Raw genomic sequence first — 26,073 nt, 5'->3', positions numbered from 1 at the left:
CGCGTGCGGAAGGATTCGAACCTCCGACCGCCTGGTTCGTAGCCAGGTACTCTATCCAGCTGAGCTACGCACGCGCAGTGAAATTGGTGCAGATGAAGAAAAAATGGCGCGTGCGGAAGGATTCGAACCTCCGACCGCCTGGTTCGTAGCCAGGTACTCTATCCAGCTGAGCTACGCACGCGCATTAGTCTAATTCCCTATTATATACGATCTGCAAAGGTATACAAAAATGGCGGAGAGGGAGGGATTCGAACCCTCGATACAGCTACAAACTGTATGGTCCCTTAGCAGGGGACTGGTTTCAGCCACTCACCCACCTCTCCTGAATTAGGGCGCAAAGTTTACTGAATCAGAATACTAAGTCAATGTTTTTTTGGTGTGAATTTAGCGATTGATAGTTTTTTCACCAATCAACCCCAGAAGTAGCTGTTGAAAGCGCTATAAAAAGAAAAAACCCAGCGAATTGCTGGGTAATTTTTATCCGTTAGTAACGTTGCCGTTACCTTTTTCCGCTTGAATACGCATGTAGATTTCTTCCCTGTGCACAGAGACATCTTTTGGCGCATTGACACCGATCCTCACTTGGTTACCTTTAACACCAAGTACTGTTACTGTTACGTTATCGCCCACCATCAAAGTTTCACCAACTCTGCGTGTTAAAATAAGCATTTAATTAACTCCTTATCAAAGACCATTTTTCAATACTGCATGGCCTATCTCTATACACTTTACATAAACTATAATTCAAGGTGGCAGTTTTCGCCAATCTAAGCCATGTAAAAAGAACTTATATGCATTATCTGTCAAAAAGATAACACACAAATATTATACTTTAGTTCAAGCAGTCTTTGAGCCAATCGCTCGCACTTGCTATCGCTTGATGTAATTTTTCAGTCTGAGATCCACCAGCTTGCGCCATATCAGGACGCCCACCACCTTTACCGCCAACTTGAGTAGCCAAATGATTTACCAATTCCCCTGCTTTCACTTTGGACGTCAAATCGTTTGTTACACCTACTATCAAGTTTACTTTTTGTCCATTTTTAAGACCTAAAGCGATTACACCTGAACCAATTTGATTTTTTAAATCGTCAAGGATGCTTCGTAACGCCTTAGGCTCCACTCCATCTAGTTCGGTCGCGAGCAATTTTACCCCATTAATCTCGACCACTTGGTCTAACAAGCCTTTTGACTTCTGGCCAGCGAGTTTTTGCTTGATAGTGTCCAATTCTTTTTCTAACTGCTTAGTGGTTTGTATTTGTTGCTGAAGTTTCGAAACTAACGAACGCTTGTCAGCTTTCACCAAGTTTGCAACTGCAAATAACAAATCAGCATCTTTATGCATGTAATCGAGCGCTACCTGACCGGTAACCGCTTCAATTCTGCGTACGCCTGCAGATATTCCGCTTTCAGATACTATTTTAAATAAACCAATATCACCTGTACTCGATACGTGTGTGCCGCCACAAAGTTCGGTAGAAAATTCTCCCATACTTACAACACGCACATCATCGTCATATTTTTCACCAAACAATGCCATAGCACCTGAAGCTTTCGCTTCATCTAATTTCATCATTTTGGTTTTTAGCGGATGGTTTGCTCTTATTTGGGCATTTACTGCATTTTCAATAGCAGTAAGCTGTTCACTGCTAATACTTTCAAAATGAGAAAAGTCAAATCGTAGTTTTTCAGCATCAACCAAAGAACCTTTCTGATTTACATGGTCACCAAGGATGTTACGCAGAGCTGCATGTAAAAGATGCGTTGCACTGTGATTTAATTTTATAGCTTCCCTTCTAGCACTATTGACTTCTAACGAGACTTCATCACCGGTAGCAAGTGTTCCAGTTACTTCACAGGTATGTGCAAATGCATTACCCGACTTTTGTGTGTCTTTTACGACGCCATTGCCATTACGCCCAATAATTCTTCCTGTATCACCAACTTGACCACCGGATTCGGCATAAAATGGTGTTTTAGTAAAAATCAGGGTTGCCTCTTGATTAGACACTTTTTCTACAGGTTTTCCATTCACAAAAATTTCAGAGATTTTTGTCGCACCCGTCACACTGTCATAGCCAGAGAATTCTGTGCTTATTTCCGTACGTAACAAACTATTGTAATCAGTACCAAATTTACCCGCTGCTTGCGCCATTTCACGCTGCTTTTGCATCGCAGCTTCGAAGCCTTCTTGATCAACTTCAAAGCCTTGCTCTCGCGCTACATCGTTCGTTAAGTCAACCGGAAAGCCATAGGTGTCATAGAGTTTAAACGCCAGTTCCCCTGGAATTTTCTTACCTTCAACGTCTTTCAAGGCATCCGTCAGGATCCCCATCCCTCTCGCGAGAGTATTAGAAAACTGCTCTTCTTCTAATTTAAGCACTTTTTCAATCAACGCTTGTTGCTCGACCAACTCGGGATAAGCTTCTCCCATTTCATTAGCCAAGGTTGCAACCAATTTGTAGAAAAATACGTCTTCACAACCAAGTTTGTAACCGTGTCTAACTGCGCGTCTGATAATTCTTCGTAATACGTAACCACGCCCTTCATTAGACGGCATAACGCCATCAGCAACCAAGAAGCTACATGAGCGAATGTGGTCAGCAATAACGCGCAGTGATTTGTTATTCAGATCTTTAGCGCCAGTAATATCTGCTGCACTTTTGATTAAACTCTGAAATAAATCGATTTCATAGTTTGAATGCACATTTTGTAAAATGGCAGAGATACGCTCAAGTCCCATCCCTGTATCGATAGAAGGCTTGGGTAGCGGTTCCATAGAACCATCAGCTTGCTTATTAAACTGCATGAATACTAAATTCCAGATTTCGATAAATCTGTCACCGTCTTCTTCAGGTGAACCTGGAGGACCACCCCAAATATGCTCTCCGTGGTCATAAAAAATTTCAGAGCAAGGGCCGCATGGACCAGTATCGCCCATTGACCAAAAGTTGTCAGAGGTCGCTATTCGAATAATTTTTTCTGCCGGTATACCGATTTGGGAGTGCCAAATGTCATAAGCTTCATCATCCTCATGGTAAACAGTAACCAGTAATTTTTCTTTTGGTAACTTTAATTCTTCGGTCAAAAATTCCCACGCAAAATGAATAGCTTCTTTTTTAAAGTAATCACCAAAACTAAAATTACCCAGCATTTCAAAAAATGTATGGTGGCGAGCAGTATAACCAACATTCTCTAGGTCGTTATGCTTACCACCTGCTCGTACACATCGCTGTGAGGATACAGCTCTATTGTAATCTCGCTTTTCTAGCCCTAGCAGCACATCTTTGAACTGATTCATGCCTGCGTTGGTAAACAGCAAAGTGGGATCATCATGAGGTACTAGAGAAGAGCTAGCCACCGCTTTATGTTGATGGCGGCCAAAAAAGTCGATAAATGCGCTTCTGATATCGGCTGTAGAGCGTGTCATTGAGCTTCCTGTTGTGTTATTTTTTGAACCTAAAATTTCCGCCGCAACAATAGCACACAGCGGACATGTTTTAAATATAGATTGTTAGAATGCGGCCTCTATTTGTGCCATAGTAAACCCTCGTGTTTGCAAAAATCGTTTTTGTTTTTGTACTAACGTCCAATCATCGGGTATTTCTTGACCAAATCGCTTGATTCTCACTTGTTGAGCAAGGGCAAACCAATCATATTCTTGTGTATCTAATTCTGCAAAAGATATGGATTGAATATCATGCATCTGCAATTGTTGCATGATGTACTGTGGACCTTTGCCTTTGTGATAGGCTGAGCGAGTTAAAACGACAGCAAATCTTTCATCTGACTGAATATTCTTATCGACAAATTTCTGCAATTCTGATTCTGCAATGGCATAGGGAATCTCTTTTGCACTGAGTTTTTGCATTAACTCTTTATAAGAATGTTCTCGACGCGCCAATAAACGCGTAATCGTGTGTCTTGTTTGTTGATTATAGTCGATATCCTGCACTTTATAGCCGTTTTAGAATTTGTATTTTTTCATTGATGCCTTTTAAAAGATTCTTTGGTCATTTTTGACAACACGCAAAAACTTGACGAGACACCAATCGAACTATGCTCTATGATATTAAATATGCGTGACTTTTACCATTTTGACAACTAAAGCTTTGTTTTCTATTAGCCTTTTTAAAAGCATTCAACAACTTCTGGAACAAGTGCCAGACGCCAGTAATCTATTACCCGCTCAAGATCCTTTTGTAAACCTGACATTTCTAGAACTTTTAGAAAAAAGCCAAAGCGTAGGTGGCGAAACTGGCTGGCAACCTAACCATTTCGGCATATGGCAGAACCAGTCGTTAATTGCATTGATTCCTTGTTATGAAAAATACCACAGTTATGGCGAATATGTTTTCGACCATGCATGGGCAAACGCTTATCACCAACATGGTTTGGAATATTACCCGAAATTACTTTGCGCTATTCCATTTACGCCTGTAACCCTGAATAAAATGTTGCTAAAACCACAATCCAATCTAACCGAAGAGGATTTGGTAAACCTTTTATCTCAACATTGGCTTGAAATGGAGCCAATTCACAGCTCTTTTCATGCTTTATTTATACCTGAAAACCAGCGGCAAATTTTTTCCCAACATGACTTCCATACGCGGTTAAATGTACAGTTTGTTTTTAACAATCAAGACTATGGCTGCTTTGATAATTTTCTAGATGATCTAAAATCTCGTAAACGCAAATCCATTCGCAAAGAGCGCAATGAAGCAGTAAGCACTGGAGTAAACATAAAACGTTTCAGTGGAAAAGAAATCACACCGGAATTAATGGATGATTTTTACTTGTGCTATCAAGCGACTTATTTAAAACGTTCAGGTCATACGGGTTATCTAACCGAAGCGTTTTTTAAAGGTTTGGTAACTAACATGCGAGATCACATAATGCTGGTAATGGCATTCAAAAACCATAAAACGGTAGCCGGTGCTTTATTCTTTTTTGATAACACTCATCTTTACGGCAGATATTGGGGGGCGCTAGAGGATATCTCTCAATTGCATTTTGAATGCTGTTATTATCAAGGCATTGAATTTACTATTGAAAAAGGTCTTCAATACTTTAACCCCGGGACTCAAGGTGAACACAAGATTGCCCGGGGTTTTCGCCCGACACTTTGTTACTCCATGCATAAAATGCGTCATCCTGCGTTTGATGATGCAGTAAAAGATTTTACGGAAAGAGAAGCTCCTCATATGCTGCAATATTATGAAGAAACACAGCAATTGCTTCCATTTAAACTTGAATAGATATCAATTGCTATTTAACGTGTAACCGCTTAAATCAAGGTGGGATTGGAAACAGTTTCCCTAAACTGCGTAACTAAACCAATAAAAACGCAAACCCAATTTGAGTATTGTTTAGAAAATGGTCAAGGAAAATGCAGTACTGAAAATTTACTAATAAATTCACACTGTATTACAGGCCCTCATATTGACGTTATTCGTTCAGTTGGCTCGCCGATTAGGCGTGCTAGACAGCTGTAAAATTCAGTTAATTTTGTTACAAAACGTGTTTCCAGTATTGGCATAGTCTCCACTTCGTTAGATAATTTGGCTTTACAATAATAAAAATCGACGGAAGTATATTAATGAAATTAAAACTAATTGTATTGGCCTTGTCGCCAATCTTGGCCCTATCGGCTTGCTCTCAGCCAGAAAATTCAACTACTCAACAAGTTTCAACTGAACAACAAGCTAGTGTTGAAACCACTAAAGGCAAACCTGAACTGGGCAGTTTCGGCGTTGAATTGAGCGCCAGAAACACCAATATCAAACCTGGTGATGACTTCTTCGGTTATGCGAGTGGCACTTGGTACGACAATTTTGAAATGCCATCAGATAAAACGCGATTTGGCGCATTTGACAAATTACGTGATCTAAGTGACGAAAGAGTAAAAGAAATCGTTGAAAAAGTCGCTTCCGTTGAGAATAAAACCGAAGAACAACAGTTGATAAATGCCTATTATCAATCTTATATGAACACCGAGTTGTTGAATGAAAAAGGTGTCACACCTCTTCAACCTATGGTGGATACAATTAATGCTATTAGTAATCAAAGTGAACTTGCTAAGGTTTTTGGTTCAAATTGGTTGTTAAACACTAATTCTCCAATAGCTGCAGGCCTATCAATTGACCGCAAAAATCCAGATAAATATCAGTTATCTATAAGTGCAACAGGGCTAGGACTGCCCGATCGTTCATATTACCTGCAAGAAGGTGAACGCTTCGAGAATATTAGAGCAGCTTACCAAGAAAATATTGCAGCTATGTTGGGATATTTAAGCATTGAAAATCCTTCGGAAGTCGCTCAAGAGATTGTTGCGTTAGAAACCAAAATCGCTGAAATTTTGTGGCCGCGAGAAAAAAGAAGGAACCGTGATCTGACGTTAAATCCAATTGCTAGAAATGACCTAGCAAGTGAATATCCTAATTTCGATTGGGATACCTTTTTTACCGCCACAGGTTATGCAGCTCAAGATTTAAACGTTAATCATCCAGAGCCAGTGAAACAATTAATTGCATTGATTAACGAACAGCCTTTGTCGACCTGGAAAAATTACCTGAAATATCACTTAATCAGCGACAATGCTTCTATTTTATCTCAAGAAATATTGCAAACTAACTTTGATTTTTACGGCAAAACCTTAAATGGTCAGCAAGAACCTCGCCCTAGAGAAATTCGTGCAGTCAATGCAATGTCAAGCACACAATCGTTGGGTTTCGCCATTGGTAAAACCTATGTAGAAGAATATTTCCCTGAATCATCCAAACAACAAATGAGTGAATTGGTGGAAAATCTACGCACTGCGCTTGGACAAAGAATCAAAGATTTAGATTGGATGGGCGAAGAGACTAAAGTAAATGCTCAAGCTAAATTACAAGCGTTTAATCCTAAAATAGGCTACCCAGATGAATGGGAATCCTATGAGGGTTTAACCTTATCCGAACATGACTTAATGGGTAATGTGCAATCTCTACGCAAATTCTTTAGAGCAAAATCTGTAGAAGAAGAAACCAAACCAACCAATAAAGACGACTGGTTTATGACGCCACAAACTGTAAACGCCTACTACAATTCTTCTTATAATGAAATTGTATTCCCAGCGGCGATATTACAACCGCCATTTTTCGATCCTAATGCCGATCCTGCTGTAAACTACGGCGCAACTGGTGCTGTTATTGGACATGAAATGGGACACGGATTTGATGACCAAGGTTCTAAGTCTGATGCTCATGGTATTCAAACTAACTGGTGGACAGATGAAGACCGTGCTGCTTTTGAAACCAAAACCCAACAACTTATTGATCAATACAGTGCTTACGAGCCAATTGAAGGCAACCATGTAAATGGCGCTAACAGCTTAGGTGAAAACATTGGTGACGTTGGCGGATTGGCCATGGCTTACCATGCTTATAAATTAAGCCTTAACGGCAAAGAAGCGCCAGTGATTGATGGATTAACAGGCGACCAACGTTTCTTCTTAGCATGGGCACAAGTGTGGCGTGAAAAACGTACCGAAGAAAGTATGCTAAATCAATTAAGAGCAGGTACCCACAGTCCTGGTCAATATCGAGCTCTAGCACCACGTAACCACGATGCATGGTATGAAGCGTTTGATGTTCAACCAGGTGATGCCTTATATCTTGCGCCTGAAGATAGAGTGCGTATTTGGTAAGCAAATTTGCAACCTAAAAAAAGGGGCTTATAGGCCCCTTTGTTATTAGTCTTGCAAATTAGGCATTAGCCACTTTTGAGCTTCTTCTAAAGACCAGTTTTTGCGTTTCGCATAATCGTCTAATTGATCTTGTTGAATTTTAGCTACAGCAAAATATCTTGATTCTGGGTGCGAGAAATACCAACCTGATACAGAAGCTGCCGGCCACATGGCATAAGATTCGGTTAACTTCATGCCGATAGTATTTTCAACGTCCAATAAATCCCATATTTTCTGCTTTTCAGTATGCTCAGGACAAGCAGCATAGCCAGGGGCTGGGCGAATGCCTTGATATTTCTCGCCAATTAATTCATCGTTACTAAATGCTTCGTCACTGGCATAACCCCACAACTCTTTTCGCACTACTTCATGCAAGTATTCGGCAAAGGCTTCAGCGAGTCTATCGGCAACGGCTTTGACCATAATGGCATTGTAGTCATCCCCTGCCTTTTCGTATTCTTGGGCAAGTTCATCTTCACCTATGCCTGCAGTGACTGCAAAAGCCCCTATGTAGTCGGGTTTGTCTACTGCTATAGGGCTAACAAAATCACTTAAACAATAGTTAAACCCTTTGGCCTTTTCAGTTTGTTGTCGCAGATGCTGACAACGTAATAGCTCCTTATCGCTATTTTCTGGATCAAAAACTATGACTGACTCATCTTGGCTATTGGCAGGGAAAATGCCAACTCTAGCTTTAGCTGTTAAGTTCGCTGATTGAATGAGGGTATCCAACATACTATTAGCATCTTTAAACAGTTTTTGAGCCTCCTCCCCTACTACTTCATCATTTAAGATGCGAGGATATTTACCGGCAAGTGACCAAGTAAGGAAGAATGGTGTCCAGTCGATGTAATTTCTTAGGGTTGGTAAGTCTACAGAGACTGTTTTCACGCCGGTAAAATTCGGCGTCGGCGCATCATAATTAGTCCAATCACAAGTGAACTTATTTTCCTGTGCTTGTTCAAAACTGATCGCTTTTGTACGCGGTTTTTTACGCGCATGTTGGTCGCGCGCTTTTTCGTATTCTACCGCTATTTGTGCTGCATATTCAGCTTTGGCATCTTCAGATATAAGTTTCTGACAAACGCCTACTGCTCGGCTAGCATTTGGCACATAGACCACAGGATGTTCATAAGCTGGCGCGATTTTCACCGCAGTATGTGCTTTTGAAGTTGTCGCCCCACCAATGAGTAATGGCAAGTCCAAACCTAAACGCTGCATCTCACTGGCCACATGCACCATTTCATCAAGCGAAGGTGTGATTAAGCCAGACAAACCAATCATATCGGCTTTTTCATCAATGGCTGTTTGAATAATTTTTGCTGCGGGCACCATAACGCCCAAATCAATGACTTCAAAGTTGTTACATTGCAAGACCACGCCCACGATGTTTTTACCTATATCGTGTACATCGCCTTTAACCGTTGCCATGACGATTTTTCCGTTAGCTTTGGCGCCTTCTTCTTTGCCCGCTTCAATATAAGGTTGAAGATGAGCCACAGCTTTTTTCATTACCCGAGCAGATTTGACCACCTGAGGCAGGAACATTTTACCTTCGCCAAATAAATCCCCTACTACGTTCATGCCGTCCATCAAAGGACCTTCGATGACGTGCAGCGGTTTTTCCGCGTTTAGTCTGGCTTCCTCAGTGTCTTGCTCGATATATTCAGTAATACCTTTGACCAAACCATGTTCTAAGCGTTTATTGACGGGCAATTCTCGCCAAGCCAGATCTTCCACCTGGGCAGCTTTGCCATCCCCTTGATAATTTGGCGCAATTTCTAAAAGGCGATCTGTGGCGTCATCACGACGATTAAGAATGACGTCTTCAACGGCTTCTCTTAATTCCGCTGGAATTTCGTCATATACTTCTAATTGACCAGCGTTCACAATTCCCATATCCATTCCGGCACGAATGGCATGATAAAGAAATACCGAGTGCATAGCTTCGCGCACTGGATTATTGCCACGAAATGAAAACGAAATATTGGATAGCCCGCCTGAAACATGACAGTGAGGCAAGTTTTGGCGAATTAATCGGGTTGCCTCAATAAAATCGACAGCGTAGTTATTGTGTTCTTCAATCCCAGTCGCCACGGCAAAAATATTGGGATCGAAAATAATATCCTCTGGTGGAAAGCCTATTTCATTCACCAGAATATTGTAACTGCGTTTACAAATCTCAAATTTCCGCGCTTGAGTGTCAGCTTGCCCTTTTTCATCAAACGCCATTACAACTGTTGCAGCACCATAGCGTTTGATTTTTTTTGCTTGCTCTTTAAATGGTGCTTCGCCTTCTTTTAGGCTTATAGAGTTGACAATTGCCTTGCCTTGCACGCATTTCAAACCGGCTTCAATAACCGTCCATTTGGACGAATCCAACATAATGGGGACTCGGCTTATATCAGGCTCTGATGCAATAAGGTTAAGAAACCTTACCATAGCAGCTTCGGAATCTAACATGGCTTCGTCCATGTTGATGTCGATAATTTGCGCGCCATTTTCTACTTGCTGACGTGCGACATCTAAAGCCGCTTCATAGTCTTCTGATAGTATAAGGCGTTTAAAAATGGCGGAACCGGTGACATTGGTTCGTTCGCCTACATTTACAAAGGTTGAAATCTGTTTTGTCATCTTAAGCTCAATTAATGGACAAAAGGTTCAAGGCCAGAAAGCCGCATACGTGTATCAATTTTGGGTAGCTTGCGCGGCCTTACACCTTGAGTAACGCGCGCAATTGCAGCTATATGCTCAGGAGTGCTACCACAACATCCGCCTACGATATTCACCAAGCCGCTAGCTGCCCATTCTTTGATGTGGGCGGCCATTTCGTCAGCATCCATATCATACTCACCAAATTCATTGGGCAACCCTGCGTTTGGATGAGCAGATACTAAAACTTCAGATACTCTGGATAATTCTGCCACATATTGTCTAAGCAAATCAGGACCAAGGGCGCAATTCAAGCCAAATGAAAACGGATTTACATGGCGCAATGAATTATAAAAAGCTTCAGTGGTTTGCCCAGATAAAGTTCTTCCAGACGCATCGGTAATTGTACCGGAAATCATTACTGGTAAAGTGATTTGCATCTCTTCAAACACCTGCATTACGGCAAAGGCTGCAGCTTTGGCGTTAAGGGTATCAAATATTGTTTCGAGCATAATAAGATCAACTTGTCCTTCGATTAGGGCAATTGTTGCCTCACGGTAAGACTCGACTAGTTGATCAAAATTTACGTTACGTTTTCCCGGATCATTTACGTCGGGAGAAATTGACGCCGTTCGACTTGTGGGACCAAGAACTCCTGCCACAAATCTTGGCTTTTCAGGGGTTTGCAGTGTCATTTCATCCGCAGCTTCTCTGGCCAATTTAGCTGCTGCTTTATTAATCGCTACTACTTCTGATTGCATGTCGTAGTCAGCCATGGAAATAGCGGTAGCATTAAAAGTGTTGGTTTCAATAATGTCGGCACCGGCTTTTAAATAGGCTAAATGAATTTGTTTTATAATCTCTGGTTGAGTAATAGCCAATAGGTCATTGTTGCCTTTGAGGTCGCAATGCCAATCTTTGTATTGACTACCGCGATAGTCAGCTTCTTCTAATTTATGCTGCTGAATCATGGTACCCATTGCACCATCAAGCAGTAAAATTCTTTCGTTAGCCGCGGTTTGCAGTTGTACTAACTTATCCAATTGCGTTCCTTTTTTACTCAGTCAATTCATTTAAATCAAACGGCGTACTCTGGTAAACACAATAGTTTAACCAGTTAGTAAACAATAGTGTTCCGTGTGACTTCCAACGCACTATAATATCATTATTGGGATCATCCTGCTGATAATAGTTTTCAGGAATACTCGGATTTAACCCCAATTGCTGATCTCGCTTAAATTCAGAATCTAAGGTATTGGGATCATATTCTGGATGCCCAGTGACAAATACCATTCTAGCATTTTGTGTAGCCGATAAATAAACCCCAGCTTGTTCTGAACTTGCCAACACTTTAAGGTTTTCTACTGACACGTAATCTTGTAAAAGAATTTCACCTACTCGAGAATGTGGTGCACAAAAAATAGGGTCAAATCCACGCATTAATTCATGTTTACATTCTAGCACTTGATGTTCATAAACGCCTGAGAGCTTATTTTCTCTTATTTGACGTTGCAAGCCATAAAAATGATAAAGTGCAGCATGGGCTGCCCAGCATAAATACAAAGTAGATTGTACGTGACGTTTAGCCCAATCCATCAATTCAACCATTTTGTCCCAATAATTAACCTCTTCATACTCCAGGGTACCAAGAGGAGCGCCTGTGACTATCAAGCCGTCGTATTTTTTATCTTTAACTTCATCAAATACATGATAAAACGCATTCATATGTGACACAGGTGTATGTTTGGGCACAGTATCATCGATACGAATCAAATCGATATTAATTTGCAAGGGGGTGTTTGAGAGCATGCGTAAGATTTGTAGCTCAGTCTCAATTTTATTTGGCATTAGATTCAAAATACCCACTTCTAACGGACGAATATTTTGTTTAAGCGCGCGTTCGTTATCCATAGCGAAAATGTTTTCGTTGAGTAACTCATCTAACGCGGGCAATTCTGCGGGTATTTTAATAGGCATACTGATAAAACCGACTAATTAGCATCTAATACATGCGGCTATTGTCTGCATACTGAGACAAATGTCAAGAATTTACGTCTAGACGTCTATACGTTTATTTGAATTTATTGATTATTTTCTTCTGTGCACATCAAAAAGCATTTCAACTTCGGCTCTTGGAAGCCCGCTTGCCGCCACTACATCTTCTAAATCTTCACCAGCGGCGACCAATTTATTTGCTTTGGCATAAAGCTTTAATTCCGGATCTCTTTCTTGAAGATCGATCACTTTTTCCTCGAACCTCGCTATTTTACTTTCAACGGTTTGGTGCTGCTGTTCCAATTCCAACACTCGTTGCTGTAAATCTGATGCATCAACAGAAGATTTTGACGCTGAAATACTGGTTTCGGCAGTGGCGAGTCTTTTCTCTAACTGCTGAAGCATTTTATGTAAATTATCAATAAGACCAACACTTTGAAGGAGTTTTGCTTTGGTATTCCTAGTGTAAGCAAATAGAATAAATATAATTACCAATAATAGCAGAATGATTGAAGAGAAGGTGATAAGCCAATATTGTTCGGACATGAAACTGAATACATAACAGTTAAAGGTATTATCAGTATAAACATGAACATTGAATTTACTCAATAAAAAAGCCGCAAAGGCAATACCTAAGCGGCTTTATTTCATAATTCATTTTTGTTGAAACGAATATTCTGGACTATAAGCCCATAACATCATCCCATTCGTCGTCTGACAATAACTTGTTCAAATCTACCAGAATAAGCAGCTCATCGCCTCTATTGCTTACACCTTGGATAAATTTAGCACTTTCTTCTGTGCCAACATTTGGCGCACTATCAATTTCTGAAGAGCGTAGATAGACGACTTCTGCAACACTATCCACTAAAATGCCAACGACATGTTCATCCGATTCAATTATAACGATACGTGAATTATCCGTAATATCAGCAGGCGGTAGTCCAAATCTTGCCCGAGTATCGATAACGGTCACAACATTACCACGAAGGTTGATGATACCTAATACATAGTTAGGCGCTCCGGGTACTGGCGCAATTTCGGTATAGCGCAATACTTCTTGTACTTGCATTACGTTTATACCATAGGTTTCCTCATCTAAACGATAAGTAACCCATTGAAGAACCTCATCATTTGGATCTGCGGCAGTCGCAGTGGCTCTTTCTTCTGACATAAAAATTACTCCGTATATCAATAGTGTTTTTGATATGTATAGCAACGATATCTAATTAACTTAATATGAGTATCGGCATATTTATCAGCTTCTAAAGCCTAGATTTGGATTTGTTGCAATAAAATTCGACAAAAGTTAAGCAAGCGCCTTAGATGTGCTTGGATTACTCAGAAGTTTTACCAGTTCTTCAGCATCTACAAGGGCACACATTTTTTCTTTCACCGTACCAGCAAACCAAGGTTGCTTTTTGCCATTGTCTCGCCACTTTATATCATGTTGAGAAATTTCTAAGGTATCCTCTATTGCTTCACAAGCAAGTACATACCCTGTTTTACCCAGCTGCACTGCAAATTTATAAGCCGGAATTTCTTGTTTAAGGCTTAAATATTTTTCTGGCATTATCCACCTGGCGGTGTCAATACATTGAAATTTTTCTTCCCCTTTTACCATAAGTCCTAAAATATACTCAGGCTTTCTTGGTAGTGAAGTGACTTTATCTAGTTTATGGATTCCACCGAGTTCAACTAACGGTAAGGCAAGTGTCACACCTGCTAAGTTAAAAAACAAAGCCTGAAATCTCACTGGCAAACGCTCTTTCAGTGCTATTAAATTTTCTTCGAGATATTGCTCAACATTCAGATTCTGATCAGATTCTTGATTTACTATCTCAGATGTTTCAGCTTGCACTTGCTCATTGAGTAATTGTTGTTGGGCGTTTTGCAATAAACTGGCGGCATTATCTAATGCTTTTAGTTCTTCAGCGGGAGTAATTAATACAGAAAAGTAATCCTGTAACACTTGAGATTCTGATGTTTTATTCATAAGGATTTTAAGCTTAGATTAACTAAATCATTCGACAATTTGTCATAAGCAAAACTGCCTCTTGACGCTGGGTTTAATAAATTAATAGGTTGACCTTTTTCGCTTGCATCTCTGAATTTTGTATCCACAGGGATGTAGCCACGCCATAGCATCTCTGAATGTGCTTCTTTCAACATTAAAAATGCTTTCTGACAAGCCTTTAAACGTCTATCAAACATAGTGGCGATTATCTTTATCTTTGCTTGGCTATTTAACAAGGGTTGCAGTAATTGCAAGGTTGACAGCATGTTCTTTAGCCCTTCTAAGGCTAAAAATTCAGTTTGTGTCGGGATAACTATCACATCAGCAGCTGTTAGCCCATTGACCATTAATACACCCAACACGGGTGGACAATCTATGAGTACATAATCGTATTGGCCAATCAAGGAGCGACACAACTGTTTAATCACCAATCCTTTACCTTGAGCATTACCAAACTCTCTATCAAGTGTAGCCAAGGTTTTTGATCCAGGTATAACGTCAACCTTAGGAATTGACGTTTTCGCGATAAGATCCGACACGTTTTTATCATCTGGTGCCAAAAAATAGTCATACAAACCCACTGTTGCTGACTGTTTAACTCTGAGGTAGACAGTCAGTGAGCCTTGGGGATCTAAATCCACGATCAGCACCTTATAGCCTTGATTAACCAAGCTTCCAGCGAGTGATACTGCGGTTGTAGTTTTGCCTACACCGCCCTTTTGATTGACTATCGTCCAGGTTTTCATTGGATATTTAATCTAAGTGTTTACACACAATTTTGGTTAGTTGCTCTGTATTGATAAATCTAATGCTATTTTTGGACCAAATCTGCATTTATCTAGCATAAAGTAAAAAGCCGAATGACAATGCATTCGGCCTTAGTTACTAATTGACTAAAATTAGTAGTTATCTGGGTTATCTGGCATAACGCTTAAGTAAACTTGGAATGTCCAAGATTAACGCTATTCCACCGTCTGATGTGATGGTTGCGCCAGCCATACCAGGAGTACCTTGAAGCAATGCATCCAGAGGCTTAATAACAACTTCTTCTTGACCAATTAAGCTGTCCACCACAAACCCAACTTGCTTAGTGCCAATCTGAACCACAACCACATGACCTTGTGCTCTATCCTTGATTGGTTTCATTGGATTTAACCAATCATTTAAATAGAACAATGGGATGGCTTTCGATCTAACGATCATCGTCAATTGACCATCTACAGTATTGGTTTTCTTTAGATCCATGTTAATGATTTCATTAACAGAACCTAAAGGTAACGCAAAGGTTTGTTGTCCAACTACTATCATCAGGGTTGGCAAAATAGCCAAGGTCAAAGGTACTTTAATTTCTAATGTAGTACCTACACCCAATTTAGAGTCAATGTTAACTGTACCATTGAGCTGGTTGATTTTGGTTTTCACCACATCCATACCTACACCACGGCCTGAGATATCACTAATTTCTGTTTTAGTAGAGAAACCAGGTGCAAAAATAAGATTGAAAGCTTCTACGTCAGACATTCTAGCGGCAGAATCTGCATCTAAAACTCCCCGACTGATAGCAATATCTTTCAATTTTTCAGGATCCATACCTTTACCATCATCTTTGATGGTCAGCAAGATATGATCACCTTCCTGAGAAGCTGCTAGTTTTACAGTACCCATTCTAGGTTTGCCTGCAGCTTCTCGCTCATCCGGCATTTCAATACCGTGATCCACACTGTTTCGCACCAAGTGCACCAAAGGATCGGCTAATGCTTCAACCAGATTTTTATCTAAATCGGTTTCTTCACCTTCTAGAACTAGGGTGATTTCCTTTTTCAAAGAACGCGCTAGGTCTCGGACAACTCTAGGGAATCGACCAAATACCTTTTTAATGGGTTGCATACGGGTTTTCATAACCGCGCCTTGCAAGTCACCGGTAACAACATCCAAATTCGCAATAGCTTTGCTCATGCTCTCATCATTGACGTTAATGCCAAGACTGAGCAGTCTATTTCGTACCAGTACCAACTCACCGACCATGTTCATGATCTGGTCTAGACGTTTGGTATCGACCCTAACCGTAGTTTCTGCTTGTGCCTGCGTAGGTTTAGCTTCGGCCTTTTTGGCCGCAGCTGGCGCTGGTGCAGGTTTAGCTTCTGGCTTAGGCGCTGGCTTGCTAGCCGCAATTGGCGCTGGTGTTTTCGGCGCTTCAGGCTTGTTAGGCTCGCTACTAGCTGCTGGCTTTTCAGCTTCAGGTACAGAACTCTTAGGACTTACATCCTTGGCTGCAGCTTTTTCCTCTGCACCGTCATTGAGTGTTGGAGATTTACCTTTACCATGCAAGTCATCTAATAAGGCTTCAAATTCTTCGTCAGTAATCTCATCATCACCGCCAGCTTTCGCTGCAGGTGATTCTGCTTTAGCTTCAGGCGCGGATTCTGTAACTTTGAAATCACCTTTACCGTGCAATTCATCTAACAAAGCCTCGAATTCATCATCGGTAATATCATCACTGTTTGATGGTGCTGCTGGCTTAGCTGCTTCCACACTTTCAGTTGGGGCTGACTGCCCTGGCGCTTTGTCGCCATGTAATTCGTCTAATAGCGCTTCAAACTCATCTTCAGAAATTTCGTCAATACTGTCGCCTTCATTTGTATTCTCTTTGGCTTCTGGCTCGACTAATTCAATATCCTCACCTACAGCTTCTGAAGATTCGCTTTGTGCATCTGGCGTTTCATCAGGCACACTACTTTTAGCTTCAGCGTTTTCAAAAATATTTTCGTCGGCAGTTTCAGGCGCGCTTAACTTATGGAGTAACTCTACTAACTCGGCAGGCGCTGGATCTAATGGTTCACGAGCTTTAACTTGCTCAAACATTGCGACCACAACATCCGTCGCTTGTAGAATGGTATCCATTAGCTCGGGCGTTAAGGTGCGTTGACCATTTCGCATTACATCAAATACGTTCTCTGCACCGTGACAAATTTCAACTAATTCGGTCAATGACAGAAATCCGGCACCACCTTTAACTGTGTGGTAACCGCGGAAAATTGCATTCAGCAGGTCTGCATCCTCAGGATTATTCTCGAGATCTACCAACTGCTCTTGCAATTGTTCAAGTATTTCTCCGGCTTCCACCAAGAAATCTTGTAAAATATCCTCATCAACCTCAAATGACATTGAATCGCTCCCCTAAAAACCTAAACTAGACAGCAAGTCATCAACGTCATCTTGACTTTGGGCGACGTCGTTTCGCGTTGCTGCATCAATAATTGGCCCTTCGGCTTTTATCTTATCGTCAGATTTCGACAAAGGTTGAGCTTTACTTTCTTTAACTTCTTGTTCACCAAAGGTCGCCAGCATTTCTACAAGCCCTTCTTCAACTTCGTTAACTAATTCAATTACCCGGCGTATCACCTGACCCGTTAAGTCTTGGTAGCCTTGCGCCATAAGAACTTCAGTGAGCATAGAATTTAACGCAGCAGAATCGTTTTGAGCATCGTTCAACAGGTCATCAAGTTCATGGCAAAGGGATTTAAATTCGCCAAGCTCAATTTGACGCTGCATAAGCTTTTTCCAATTAGGAATAAGGCTGTTTAATCTGTCATTAAGTTGCTCTGCCAATGGCATGCTGCGTTCAACCGCATCCATTGTCGAATTTGCAGCTTTTTCTGTTTCTTCAATAACATATTCGAGTCTTGATTGAGCATCAGGTATCGAATGATTGGTAATTTGCGACAGTTTTTCATCAAGCTGGAAATTGACCAAGGACGTGTGTAACTGACGAGTTAACTTGCCAACTTCAGAAAAAAGTTCGTTGGACTCTCTCAAAGCTGCACTATGCACAATGTCGTTTGCCGCTTCTACGTCGCCGTTTTCAAGAAATGCTACTAGCTCTTTCGCTTCTTCAAGCGAAATTAAAGAATTTTCGGTAGTCATTAGGCCTAACCTCTATTGTTCGTTTTAGCCCAGACGTTCAAAAATCTTGTCTAGTTTCTCTTTCAGCGTAGCTGCTGTAAAAGGCTTAACTACATATCCATTTACGCCAGCTTGCGCAGCTGCAACAATCTGCTCTTTCTTAGCTTCAGCCGTAACCATGAGTACAGGTAGATGCTTGAGTTTATCGTTTGAGCGGATTGCACGTAACAAATCAATACCCTGCATGCCAGGCATGTTCCAATCCGTTACGACAAAGTTAAAGTCACCTTGCTGTAGCATCGGCAACGCCGTATTACCATCATCAGCTTCTTGGATATTTGTAAACCCAAGATCTTTAAGCAGGTTTTTAATGATACGCCGCATTGTTGAGAAATCATCAACAACCAGTATCTTCATATTCTTATCCAAAACTACCTCCAGTATGGAAAATATTAATTACTATTTGTTACTCAGCACGCCAAGACTGCATCTTTGCTTTTAACTTCAGCATTGCTTGACTGTGAATTTGACTCACTCGCGATTCGCTAACCTCAAGCACTTCACCAATTTCACGTAAATTTAACTCTTCGTCATAATACAAAGAAAGTACGATAGCTTCTCGCTCTGGTAATGTTGTTATCGCCCGCGCGAGCGCTTTCTGAAATGATCCTTGCATCATTTCTTGAAAAGGTATGTCATTTCCTTTGTTTTCTTCGTTTGTAAGCACGTCTTCGGAGACACCCAAATCTTCGATTCCGACTAATTTTCCAGCATTTACTTCATTTAGCATCTGATGATAGTCGTTTAGCGATACTTGAAGTTTGGCAGCAACTTCTGTATCTCTGGCATCTCTGCCTGTTTCACTTTCCACTTCATTAATGGCTTCAGTAATAGATCTAGAATTTTTATGCACAGATCTTGGTGTCCAATCGCCTTTACGGATTTCATCCAGCATGGCACCTCGGATGCGAATGCCTGCGAAAGTTTCAAAACTAGCCCCCTTGGTACCATCAAAGTTTCTTGCTGCTTCCAAAAGGCCTATCATGCCCGACTGAATGAGATCGTCGACCAAAACGCTTGCTGGTAATCTTGCCATAAGGTGATGGGCAATGCGTTTAACGAGCGGCGCGTGTCTTTCGACAAGCTGATTTTTGTCTATTTGCTGTTGATATACTGTCACTTTGTTACTCACTTTTGCTTACCTACTCATGCAAAGACACAAGATTTTCCAAGAAAAACTCTAGGTGTCCGCCCGCTTGTTTGGGTATTGGCCAAGAATTAACACGACTTGCTAGCTGATTTATCGCTTTAGAAGCAGGTGTTGATGGATAAGCATCGACTACTGCTGTTTGCTTCCTGATTGCTTTTCTGACATTTTCATCGAAAGGAATAATGCCGACCAACTCCATAGCTACATCTAAAAAGCGTCCTGTTACTTTTGAAAGTTTGGAAAATAAATCCTGACCTTCACGCTCTGAACGCACCATGTTCGCGACCACTTTAAACTTAAAGACGCCATGTTCGCGATTTAGAATTTTGATTAAGGCATAAGCATCTGTTAACGATGTTGGTTCGTCGCATACTACTATGATGACTTCTTGTGAGGCCCTTGAGAAACTCACCACCATATCTGAAATGCCCGCGGCGGTATCCACTAACAACATATCAATAGGGGTTTTAAGTTCTCCAAATGCTCGAATTAAGCCAGCATGTTCTCGCGGATCTAGCTCTGCCATGTTTTTAGTACCAGAGGTCGCAGGGGCTATTTTGATACCATGAGGGCCATTCACTAGGACTTCATCGAGAGTACAGTCCCCTGAAAGCACATGAGATAGATTTCGCTGAACGCGTAGACCTAACATAACGTCAACGTTTGCAAGACCTAAATCGGCATCAAGGACCATGACTCGCTGGCCTAGTTTGGCAGATGCAATTGCAAGGTTAAGAGTGAGGTTGGTTTTGCCAACGCCGCCTTTTCCACCCGTTACTGCCACTACTTTAATTTGTTTGGACTGATTCATCTTTCTTAAGCTACTCGCTTGATCTTCCATCATAACCCACCAGCTATCGCTACTGAATCATTAGGCTGTTGTGACAATCCATACTTCTTGTATAGTTTTGCTGCGACCAGAGTAAGGTTCCCTGAATCAGCTAACTTGATGTCTTCCGGGACGCGTTGACCGTCGGTAACATAGCTTAATGATAGATCATTTTCAATGATTACGCTTAATGCTTCTCCAAGGCTGTAACATTCATCTAATTTGCTAAAGATACATCCAGTAAGATCAATGTTGTTGTAGGTCTTTACTGTTTCGTTCAGAACTCGATATTGAGAAGCCGCTGGTAACACTAAATATTTTTTGATATCAACAGATAAGCCGTTTTCATACTCATTCAACTGTTCAATAAGTCTAGCATCTCGCTGACTGAAACCAGCCGTATCTATTAACACCAATTTTTTATTGCGCATTTGATATAAAATTTGATTTAACTCTTCAGCGTTTTGCGCTTTTTTAACCGAACAGCCAATGATGCGGCCATAAGTTGCAAGTTGTTCGTAAGCAGCAATCCTATAGGTGTCGATTGTCACCAGAGCAACTTGGTCAGGACCGTATTTTTGTGCGTATTTCGCTGCAAGTTTAGCTAAGGTAGTTGTTTTGCCAGTCCCTGTTGGTCCCACTAAAGCGACAACTCCGGCTTTCCCCAGAATATCGTTTCCGCCAACTACAATTCGATTAGATAAGAGGTTTAGTAGGTATTTCCAACCTTGCTTTTCATCTATTTTATGCGGCATAAAGTCAATAAATTGTTGACATAAACGCTGGCTAATTCCCATACCGGTTAGCTGTTCTTTTAGATAATGATGCACAGGGTTATTGCGTTTTTTGCGTTCTTCAGAAAGTTCTGACACTTGGAATTTAAGCACATTTTTAATGGATTCAAGTTCAGCTCGAATACTATCTAACTGCTCAGGTTCTAACACACTTGGTGGAGGTGTTAAACTCGCTGCTTGAGTGTCATTTAGATTAAGATCATCGGTAAACGCAGGAGATCGAATCATACTCTCATCTGCTCGTTTTTTTTGATGACTAATCTGCTGCTGAGAGTTTGTATTAGCGTTGTAAGACGTAGTTTCCCGTATTTGGCTATTATTAGCCTGGGCTGAATTAAGGTTTTCTTTAGCAATTTCAGCACTTCGCTGCAAAAGCGCTTGCAGACTGTCACTGTCGTCTTCACCAATAACTTCGCGTAAAGTCGTTTTAGACGGCTTTTTGGCGGGCACTGGATCTGGTGTATGACTAGTAGGGTCTACTGCTGCAACTAACTCTACTCCTTGTGCTGTTTTTTTATTCGACATGATAACGGCATCACCGCCTAACTCTTCTTTCACTTTATTGAGAGCTTCCCGCATATCTTTGCCAAAAAAACGTCTAATTTTCATATCTTCCTCTCTTTTTCAGCAGCTCTGTCACTTTATTGACCTACCGACGATACTATTTTTATTTGTTTGTCATCCGGTATTTCCTGATATGACAATACATGTAAACCAGAAACCGATTGTTTGAAGAACCTAGCGAGTACAGGGCGTAAAATACCTGACGTCAATAATACAGCGGGTTCTCCAGCCATTTCTTGCTGTTGAGTCGCCTCAACTAGCGAATTCTGTAGCTTTTCAGCTAATCCAGGCTCAATGCCAGCACCATCTTCGCCACCAGCTTGAAGTGACTTATGCAACATCTGTTCCAGCTCTGGAGCAAGCGTGATAACGGGAATTTCCTGACCACCGTTATTGATTTCTTGCACAATTAATTTTTTCAGTGAAATGCGCAGTGCAGACACTAATACTTCGGGATCTTGGCTCTTAGGCCCATACTCGCAAAGAGTTTGAACTATGGTACGCATATCACGAATAGGTACGCCTTCAAACAAGAGGGTTTGAAGAACTTTTACCACGGTACTTAATGGCAAAATATCTGGCACCAAACCTTCAACTAATTTCGGATGAGTTTTCTCTAACATATCAAGTAGTTGCTGTACTTCTTCATAGCCTAATAATTGATGTGCTTGTGTGGTTAATAACTGACTTAAATGTGTTGCGATAACAGTAGCTGCGTCTACTACAGTGTATCCAAGTGTTTGGGCATGTTCGCGCTGACTCGGCTTGATCCAAACTGCATCTAAACCAAATGCAGGATCTTTTGTCGGTGTACCTTCCAAGGTGCCAAAAACTTGTCCAGGATTAATGGCCAATTCGCAATCATGGCTTATTTCAGCATCACCAACAGTGACACCTAGCATCGAAATAGCGTAACTACTAGGGGTAAAGTCAAGGTTGTCTCGTATATGTACCGCGGGAACGAGAAAGCCTAACTCTTGGGATAATTTTTTGCGCACGCCTTTAATACGATTAAGTAATTCACCGCCTTGGGATTTGTCGACTAATGGAATCAACCTATAGCCCACCTCAAGACCAATGCAATCTACTGGTTGTACGTCATCCCAGCTCAAGTCTTTAATTTCTGGCGCAGAGGTTGTAGCTTCGGGTAACTGTTTTGATTGACTTTCTTGCTCTTCTAGCTTTTTACGACTCCATTCACGGTAGAAGGCATATCCACCAACTGCTGCGGAGAAAGACAAAAATGCAAGGTGTGGCATACCTGGCACTATGCCCATTACAAATAGAATTGCCGACGTAATATAAAGCGCCTTTTTATTCGCCAGTTGTTCACGAATTTCATCTCCCATTTCTTGGGTATCGTTTTCGCGCGTCACAATTATGGCGGTGGCAACTGATAGCAGCAAAGAAGGAATTTGTGCGACCAAGCCATCTCCAATGGTAAGGACGGTGTATACTTCCATGGCGTTACTGAAGCTTAGATCATGTTGATACATGCCGATAAACAAACCGCCGACTATGTTAATCAACATGATAAATAAACCAGCGATCGCGTCGCCTTTTACAAATTTTGACGCACCGTCCATGGAACCATAAAAATCAGCCTCTGAGGTTATTTCTTCGCGTCTTTTTCGAGCTTCATCTTGATCGATATAACCTGCGTTCAAATCTGCGTCTATGGCCATTTGTTTACCTGGCATAGCATCAAGTGTAAATCGCGCACTTACTTCAGAGATTCGGCCCGCACCTTCCGTTACTACTTTGAAGTTAATAATCAGAAGAATGGTAAATACAACTATACCCACTACGTAATTTCCGCCGATCACAACCTCACCGAAAGCTTGAATCACCTTACCCGCTGCATCTCCACCGTCATGCCCTTCTATTAAAACAATTCGAGTAGATGCAACGTTGAGCGCTAGTCTTAGGACGGTTGCGACGAGTAAGACTAAAGGGAAAATACCAAAATCAATTGGACGCTGTGTGAATACACAAACAAGAATGATGATTAGAGACAAAGCTATGTTGAAGCTAAACAGTATATCCAGAAGAAACGAAGGCATGGGAAGAATAACCATCCCCATCAGTGCGAGTACAACGATAGGGGCACCTAAGCCACTGGTAAACTGTTTTATTGAATTGGTATTGACGTTTTGAAAAACATTAGTTAATTGCATACAACAAAATTTTGACTTCTCACTCCGAATATTCGTTGTACTTCAACTAACGTGCCAACCAGAAACAATACTTAAAAAAAATAATGGAGCCGTAGTACAAACAATGGAGCCGTAGTTCATTCTTAATACAGAATTTTTTATATTACTGTCACTTACGCTAAAATTAATGAACTACGATTCCATTGTTTAAACTTGAAGTTGGTGGTAGACCTTTTATTTTACGGGGGTGGAGTGAGAATGAACTACGACTCCATTGTTTGTACTACGGCTCCATTATTTTTTTTTTATCTTCTGAGTTCTGGAGGGATTGGTAGATCTTTCTTCAGCGGTTTGGGGCGTTTGCCCTTACCAGATTTGAATGCTTTTAATTGATATACATAAGCTAATACTTGCGCTACCGCCATAAATAACTTTTGTGGTACTTCATGATTTACTTCGGTCGCATAATATATAGCACGCGCTAATGCCGGTGATTCAACGATAGGAACCTCGTGGGCTGTCGCGATCTTACGAATATGGAACGCCAATTCGTCGACACCTTTTGCTACCACTACTGGCGCTCTTTCACCTTGCTGATCATACTGTACCGCTATTGAATAATGCGTCGGGTTGGTGATGATGACGTCTGCATTAGGAACTTCTTGCATCATTCGATTAGCCGCTGACTGGTACTGCAACCTTCGAACGCGACTTTTAACCGCAGGATCACCTTCTGCATTTTTACGTTCGTCTTTAACCTCTTGCAAGGTCATTTTTAATTCTTTGTTATGCTTATGGCGCTGGTAAGGCACGTCAATTAATGCAATGGGAATCATGCCGCAACACAACAACAAAAATGCCCATTCAATCATATCTAAAGCGTGGAACAAATTTAATGGGTACAACTCAATGTCAAGATGTAACGCTTCATCTTTAAAGATGTTCAAAGCTAACAGTGCCATACCAACAATAACGGAAACCTTACCAATGGCTTTTAATAATTCGACGATGGCATCTTTACCAAACATCCGTTTAAAACCTTGAATCGGGGATAATCGACTAGCTTTAGGCGCAGCTGAAGACCAAGTAAAATTATAACCGCCTAAGGCGATGGAGCCGTAAACCCCACCTACCATAGCAATAATCATAAATAGGATTAGAGGTGTAGCGCTTTCAAGCACTGACATTTCCAAAATTTGAAACATATGTTTTAAATCGTAGGTTTCATCTCTGGATAAGGTGAATGACCTTTGTGTGATCCCATACATAGCGCTGGCAATTAAACTGCCAACAGATAACAACGCAAATGAGCTAAAAATAAGTACCAAAGTCGTAGCCAGTTCTTTGGATCGCGCAATCTGCCCTTTCTCTCGGGCGTCCTTGAGTTTTTTGGGTGTGGGTTCTTCTGTTTTTTCCTGAGCTGAACTATTTTCTGCCATCTTATTATTCCTAACAAGTTAGCAGTAGTTGGCACATCATATCTTGTGCGCGCAACCACTGTTGTTCAAAGTGCAAAGCTTGGTTACCCAAGGTTATCCAAATAATAATCAGCCCCATAATTTGTGCAATTGCGAAACCAATACTGAAAATATTGAGTTGAGGAGCCGCTTTAGTCATTACGCCAAAAGCTAAATTCACAATTAATAACGACACTATTGGCGCCAAAGCTATGGTTACCGCTGAAATAAACATCCAGCCTGCCCACTGTGCTATCTGCTTAAATTGGTCTGGTGTCCACCAGCCTTCTCCAACCGGGAAAGCGTCAAAACTTAGAACGATCATTTGAATCATCATAAGATGACCATCCACGGTCCAAAAAATCAAAGTCGCCAGTACCAAATAAAACTGACCTACTGCTGGCACGTTGATACCGTTTATTGGATCCACTATAGATGCAAAGCCTAAACCTGTTTGCATAGCGATGATTTGTCCCGCCAACACAAAGGTATTGATAACCATCATTGAGATAAAACCAATACCAATGCCTATTACCAGTTGCTTAATCACCTCAACAAAGGTGCCTACACTGACAATTTCTTGCACCGGTACTGGCGGTAATACTGGTAACACCATTATAGTAATTACAATAGCAAGTAAGTTACGAACAGGAGTGGGAATAGTTCGAGCGCTAATACCAGCCATGGCCACAAATAAACCGCTTATACGCATAAATGACAGCATATAATCAGCTATAAAACCCATGATGGTGCTGCTCAGTATTTCCATT

At 41.1% G+C, this 26,073-nt stretch carries 21 protein-coding genes and 3 tRNA genes; 2 read left to right on the top strand and 22 right to left on the bottom strand.

The annotated features are described in order from the left end of the window. The 6 genes from ACNKW3_RS14275 to ACNKW3_RS14250 form a co-directional block, all read right to left on the bottom strand. Positions 1-74 (bottom strand) — tRNA-Arg (locus tag ACNKW3_RS14275). A gap of 30 nt (positions 75-104) precedes the next feature. Further along, positions 105-181, bottom strand: a tRNA-Arg gene (locus ACNKW3_RS14270). Positions 182-230: 49 nt separating this feature from the next. Then, positions 231-323 (bottom strand) — tRNA-Ser (locus ACNKW3_RS14265). A 154-nt stretch (positions 324-477) separates the two neighbouring features. Next, entirely contained in the window at positions 478-669 is a 192-nt protein-coding gene (csrA, locus tag ACNKW3_RS14260) for a carbon storage regulator CsrA (protein WP_427399980.1), read from the bottom strand. Positions 670-832: 163 nt separating this feature from the next. After that, positions 833-3,430, bottom strand: a complete 2,598-nt coding sequence (alaS, locus tag ACNKW3_RS14255) for an alanine--tRNA ligase (RefSeq protein WP_427399979.1) — start codon at positions 3,428-3,430, stop codon at positions 833-835. A gap of 84 nt (positions 3,431-3,514) precedes the next feature. Then, the gene (locus ACNKW3_RS14250; RefSeq protein ID WP_427399978.1) at positions 3,515-3,955 is read right to left on the bottom strand and encodes a regulatory protein RecX; all 441 of its coding nucleotides are present in this window, start codon (positions 3,953-3,955) and stop codon (positions 3,515-3,517) included. A gap of 127 nt (positions 3,956-4,082) precedes the next feature. Between ACNKW3_RS14250 and ACNKW3_RS14245 the strand changes: the two genes are divergently transcribed. Beyond that, complete coding sequence (locus ACNKW3_RS14245; RefSeq protein ID WP_427399977.1) at positions 4,083-5,258, top strand: GNAT family N-acetyltransferase; 1,176 nt, start codon at positions 4,083-4,085, stop codon at positions 5,256-5,258. Between the two features lie 341 nt (positions 5,259-5,599). Next, the gene (locus tag ACNKW3_RS14240; RefSeq protein ID WP_427399976.1) at positions 5,600-7,687 is read left to right on the top strand and encodes a M13 family metallopeptidase; all 2,088 of its coding nucleotides are present in this window, start codon (positions 5,600-5,602) and stop codon (positions 7,685-7,687) included. A 45-nt stretch (positions 7,688-7,732) separates the two neighbouring features. Here ACNKW3_RS14240 and metH read toward each other — a convergent pair whose 3' ends face one another. The 16 genes from metH to fliR all read right to left on the bottom strand — a co-directional run bounded on the left by metH (position 7,733) and on the right by fliR (position 26,072). After that, positions 7,733-10,360, bottom strand: coding sequence for a methionine synthase (gene metH, locus ACNKW3_RS14235; RefSeq protein WP_427399975.1), 2,628 nt, complete (start codon positions 10,358-10,360; stop codon positions 7,733-7,735). An 11-nt stretch (positions 10,361-10,371) separates the two neighbouring features. Continuing rightward, positions 10,372-11,421: a homocysteine S-methyltransferase family protein gene (locus tag ACNKW3_RS14230; RefSeq protein WP_427399974.1), complete on the bottom strand. Its 1,050-nt coding sequence runs from the start codon at positions 11,419-11,421 to the stop codon at positions 10,372-10,374. 13 nt (positions 11,422-11,434) lie between these two features. Next, positions 11,435-12,355, bottom strand: a complete 921-nt coding sequence (locus ACNKW3_RS14225) for a homoserine O-succinyltransferase (protein WP_427399973.1) — start codon at positions 12,353-12,355, stop codon at positions 11,435-11,437. A 111-nt stretch (positions 12,356-12,466) separates the two neighbouring features. Then, entirely contained in the window at positions 12,467-12,919 is a 453-nt protein-coding gene (locus ACNKW3_RS14220) for a DUF2802 domain-containing protein (RefSeq protein WP_427399972.1), read from the bottom strand. 136 nt (positions 12,920-13,055) lie between these two features. Continuing rightward, positions 13,056-13,547 (bottom strand): chemotaxis protein CheW, encoded by a 492-nt coding sequence (locus tag ACNKW3_RS14215; protein ID WP_427399971.1) that lies wholly within the window; start codon positions 13,545-13,547, stop codon positions 13,056-13,058. Positions 13,548-13,682: 135 nt separating this feature from the next. Next, positions 13,683-14,369: a chemotaxis protein CheW gene (locus ACNKW3_RS14210; RefSeq protein WP_427399970.1), complete on the bottom strand. Its 687-nt coding sequence runs from the start codon at positions 14,367-14,369 to the stop codon at positions 13,683-13,685. After that, the gene (locus tag ACNKW3_RS14205) at positions 14,366-15,136 is read right to left on the bottom strand and encodes a ParA family protein (RefSeq protein WP_427399969.1); all 771 of its coding nucleotides are present in this window, start codon (positions 15,134-15,136) and stop codon (positions 14,366-14,368) included. The genes ACNKW3_RS14210 and ACNKW3_RS14205 overlap by 4 nt, the downstream gene beginning before the upstream one ends. 169 nt (positions 15,137-15,305) lie before the next feature. Further along, positions 15,306-17,555 (bottom strand): chemotaxis protein CheW, encoded by a 2,250-nt coding sequence (locus ACNKW3_RS14200; protein WP_427399968.1) that lies wholly within the window; start codon positions 17,553-17,555, stop codon positions 15,306-15,308. A 12-nt stretch (positions 17,556-17,567) separates the two neighbouring features. Then, a complete protein-coding gene (locus tag ACNKW3_RS14195) occupies positions 17,568-18,314 on the bottom strand; it encodes a protein phosphatase CheZ (RefSeq protein ID WP_427399967.1) in 747 nt (248 codons plus the stop codon). A 24-nt stretch (positions 18,315-18,338) separates the two neighbouring features. Beyond that, positions 18,339-18,722, bottom strand: coding sequence for a chemotaxis response regulator CheY (gene cheY / locus ACNKW3_RS14190; RefSeq protein ID WP_427399966.1), 384 nt, complete (start codon positions 18,720-18,722; stop codon positions 18,339-18,341). A gap of 37 nt (positions 18,723-18,759) precedes the next feature. Further along, on the bottom strand, positions 18,760-19,485 hold the full coding sequence (locus tag ACNKW3_RS14185) for an RNA polymerase sigma factor FliA (protein WP_427399965.1): 726 nt from the start codon (positions 19,483-19,485) through the stop codon (positions 18,760-18,762). Positions 19,486-19,495: 10 nt separating this feature from the next. Beyond that, complete coding sequence (locus tag ACNKW3_RS14180; RefSeq protein ID WP_427399964.1) at positions 19,496-20,347, bottom strand: MinD/ParA family ATP-binding protein; 852 nt, start codon at positions 20,345-20,347, stop codon at positions 19,496-19,498. Continuing rightward, on the bottom strand, positions 20,344-21,735 hold the full coding sequence (gene flhF, locus ACNKW3_RS14175) for a flagellar biosynthesis protein FlhF (RefSeq protein ID WP_427399963.1): 1,392 nt from the start codon (positions 21,733-21,735) through the stop codon (positions 20,344-20,346). The genes ACNKW3_RS14180 and flhF overlap by 4 nt, the downstream gene beginning before the upstream one ends. 32 nt (positions 21,736-21,767) lie before the next feature. After that, positions 21,768-23,867, bottom strand: a complete 2,100-nt coding sequence (gene flhA / locus ACNKW3_RS14170; protein WP_427399962.1) for a flagellar biosynthesis protein FlhA — start codon at positions 23,865-23,867, stop codon at positions 21,768-21,770. Positions 23,868-24,151: 284 nt separating this feature from the next. Next, positions 24,152-25,285 (bottom strand): flagellar biosynthesis protein FlhB, encoded by a 1,134-nt coding sequence (gene flhB, locus ACNKW3_RS14165; RefSeq protein ID WP_427399961.1) that lies wholly within the window; start codon positions 25,283-25,285, stop codon positions 24,152-24,154. Positions 25,286-25,295: 10 nt separating this feature from the next. After that, positions 25,296-26,072 (bottom strand): flagellar biosynthetic protein FliR, encoded by a 777-nt coding sequence (fliR, locus tag ACNKW3_RS14160; RefSeq protein WP_427399960.1) that lies wholly within the window; start codon positions 26,070-26,072, stop codon positions 25,296-25,298. Position 26,073: the final 1 nt, after the last annotated feature.

The sequence above is a fragment of the Glaciecola sp. 1036 genome (genome assembly GCF_050306235.1).
In the GTDB taxonomy this organism is placed as follows: domain Bacteria; phylum Pseudomonadota; class Gammaproteobacteria; order Enterobacterales; family Alteromonadaceae; genus Glaciecola.
This window is presented reverse-complemented; position numbering and strand designations above follow the sequence as displayed.

Excerpts from the sequence above, each read along its gene's own strand:
- csrA (WP_427399980.1), bottom strand. The coding sequence starts at position 669 with ATGCTTATTTTAACACGCAGAGTTGGTGAAACTTTGATGGTGGGCGAT.
- ACNKW3_RS14200 (WP_427399968.1), bottom strand. The coding sequence starts at position 17,555 with ATGTCATTTGAGGTTGATGAGGATATTTTACAAGATTTCTTGGTGGAA.
- ACNKW3_RS14215 (WP_427399971.1), bottom strand. The coding sequence starts at position 13,547 with ATGTCAGAAGAAAGAGCCACTGCGACTGCCGCAGATCCAAATGATGAG.
- fliR (WP_427399960.1), bottom strand. The coding sequence starts at position 26,072 with ATGGAAATACTGAGCAGCACCATCATGGGTTTTATAGCTGATTATATG.
- flhB (WP_427399961.1), bottom strand. The coding sequence starts at position 25,285 with ATGGCAGAAAATAGTTCAGCTCAGGAAAAAACAGAAGAACCCACACCC.
- ACNKW3_RS14180 (WP_427399964.1), bottom strand. The coding sequence starts at position 20,347 with ATGATGGAAGATCAAGCGAGTAGCTTAAGAAAGATGAATCAGTCCAAA.
- ACNKW3_RS14240 (WP_427399976.1), top strand. The coding sequence starts at position 5,600 with ATGAAATTAAAACTAATTGTATTGGCCTTGTCGCCAATCTTGGCCCTA.
- ACNKW3_RS14210 (WP_427399970.1), bottom strand. The coding sequence starts at position 14,369 with ATGAATAAAACATCAGAATCTCAAGTGTTACAGGATTACTTTTCTGTA.
- ACNKW3_RS14220 (WP_427399972.1), bottom strand. The coding sequence starts at position 12,919 with ATGTCCGAACAATATTGGCTTATCACCTTCTCTTCAATCATTCTGCTA.
- flhF (WP_427399963.1), bottom strand. The coding sequence starts at position 21,735 with ATGAAAATTAGACGTTTTTTTGGCAAAGATATGCGGGAAGCTCTCAAT.
- ACNKW3_RS14205 (WP_427399969.1), bottom strand. The coding sequence starts at position 15,136 with ATGAAAACCTGGACGATAGTCAATCAAAAGGGCGGTGTAGGCAAAACT.
- alaS (WP_427399979.1), bottom strand. The coding sequence starts at position 3,430 with ATGACACGCTCTACAGCCGATATCAGAAGCGCATTTATCGACTTTTTT.
- flhA (WP_427399962.1), bottom strand. The coding sequence starts at position 23,867 with ATGCAATTAACTAATGTTTTTCAAAACGTCAATACCAATTCAATAAAA.
- metH (WP_427399975.1), bottom strand. The coding sequence starts at position 10,360 with ATGACAAAACAGATTTCAACCTTTGTAAATGTAGGCGAACGAACCAAT.
- ACNKW3_RS14225 (WP_427399973.1), bottom strand. The coding sequence starts at position 12,355 with ATGCCTATTAAAATACCCGCAGAATTGCCCGCGTTAGATGAGTTACTC.
- ACNKW3_RS14195 (WP_427399967.1), bottom strand. The coding sequence starts at position 18,314 with ATGACTACCGAAAATTCTTTAATTTCGCTTGAAGAAGCGAAAGAGCTA.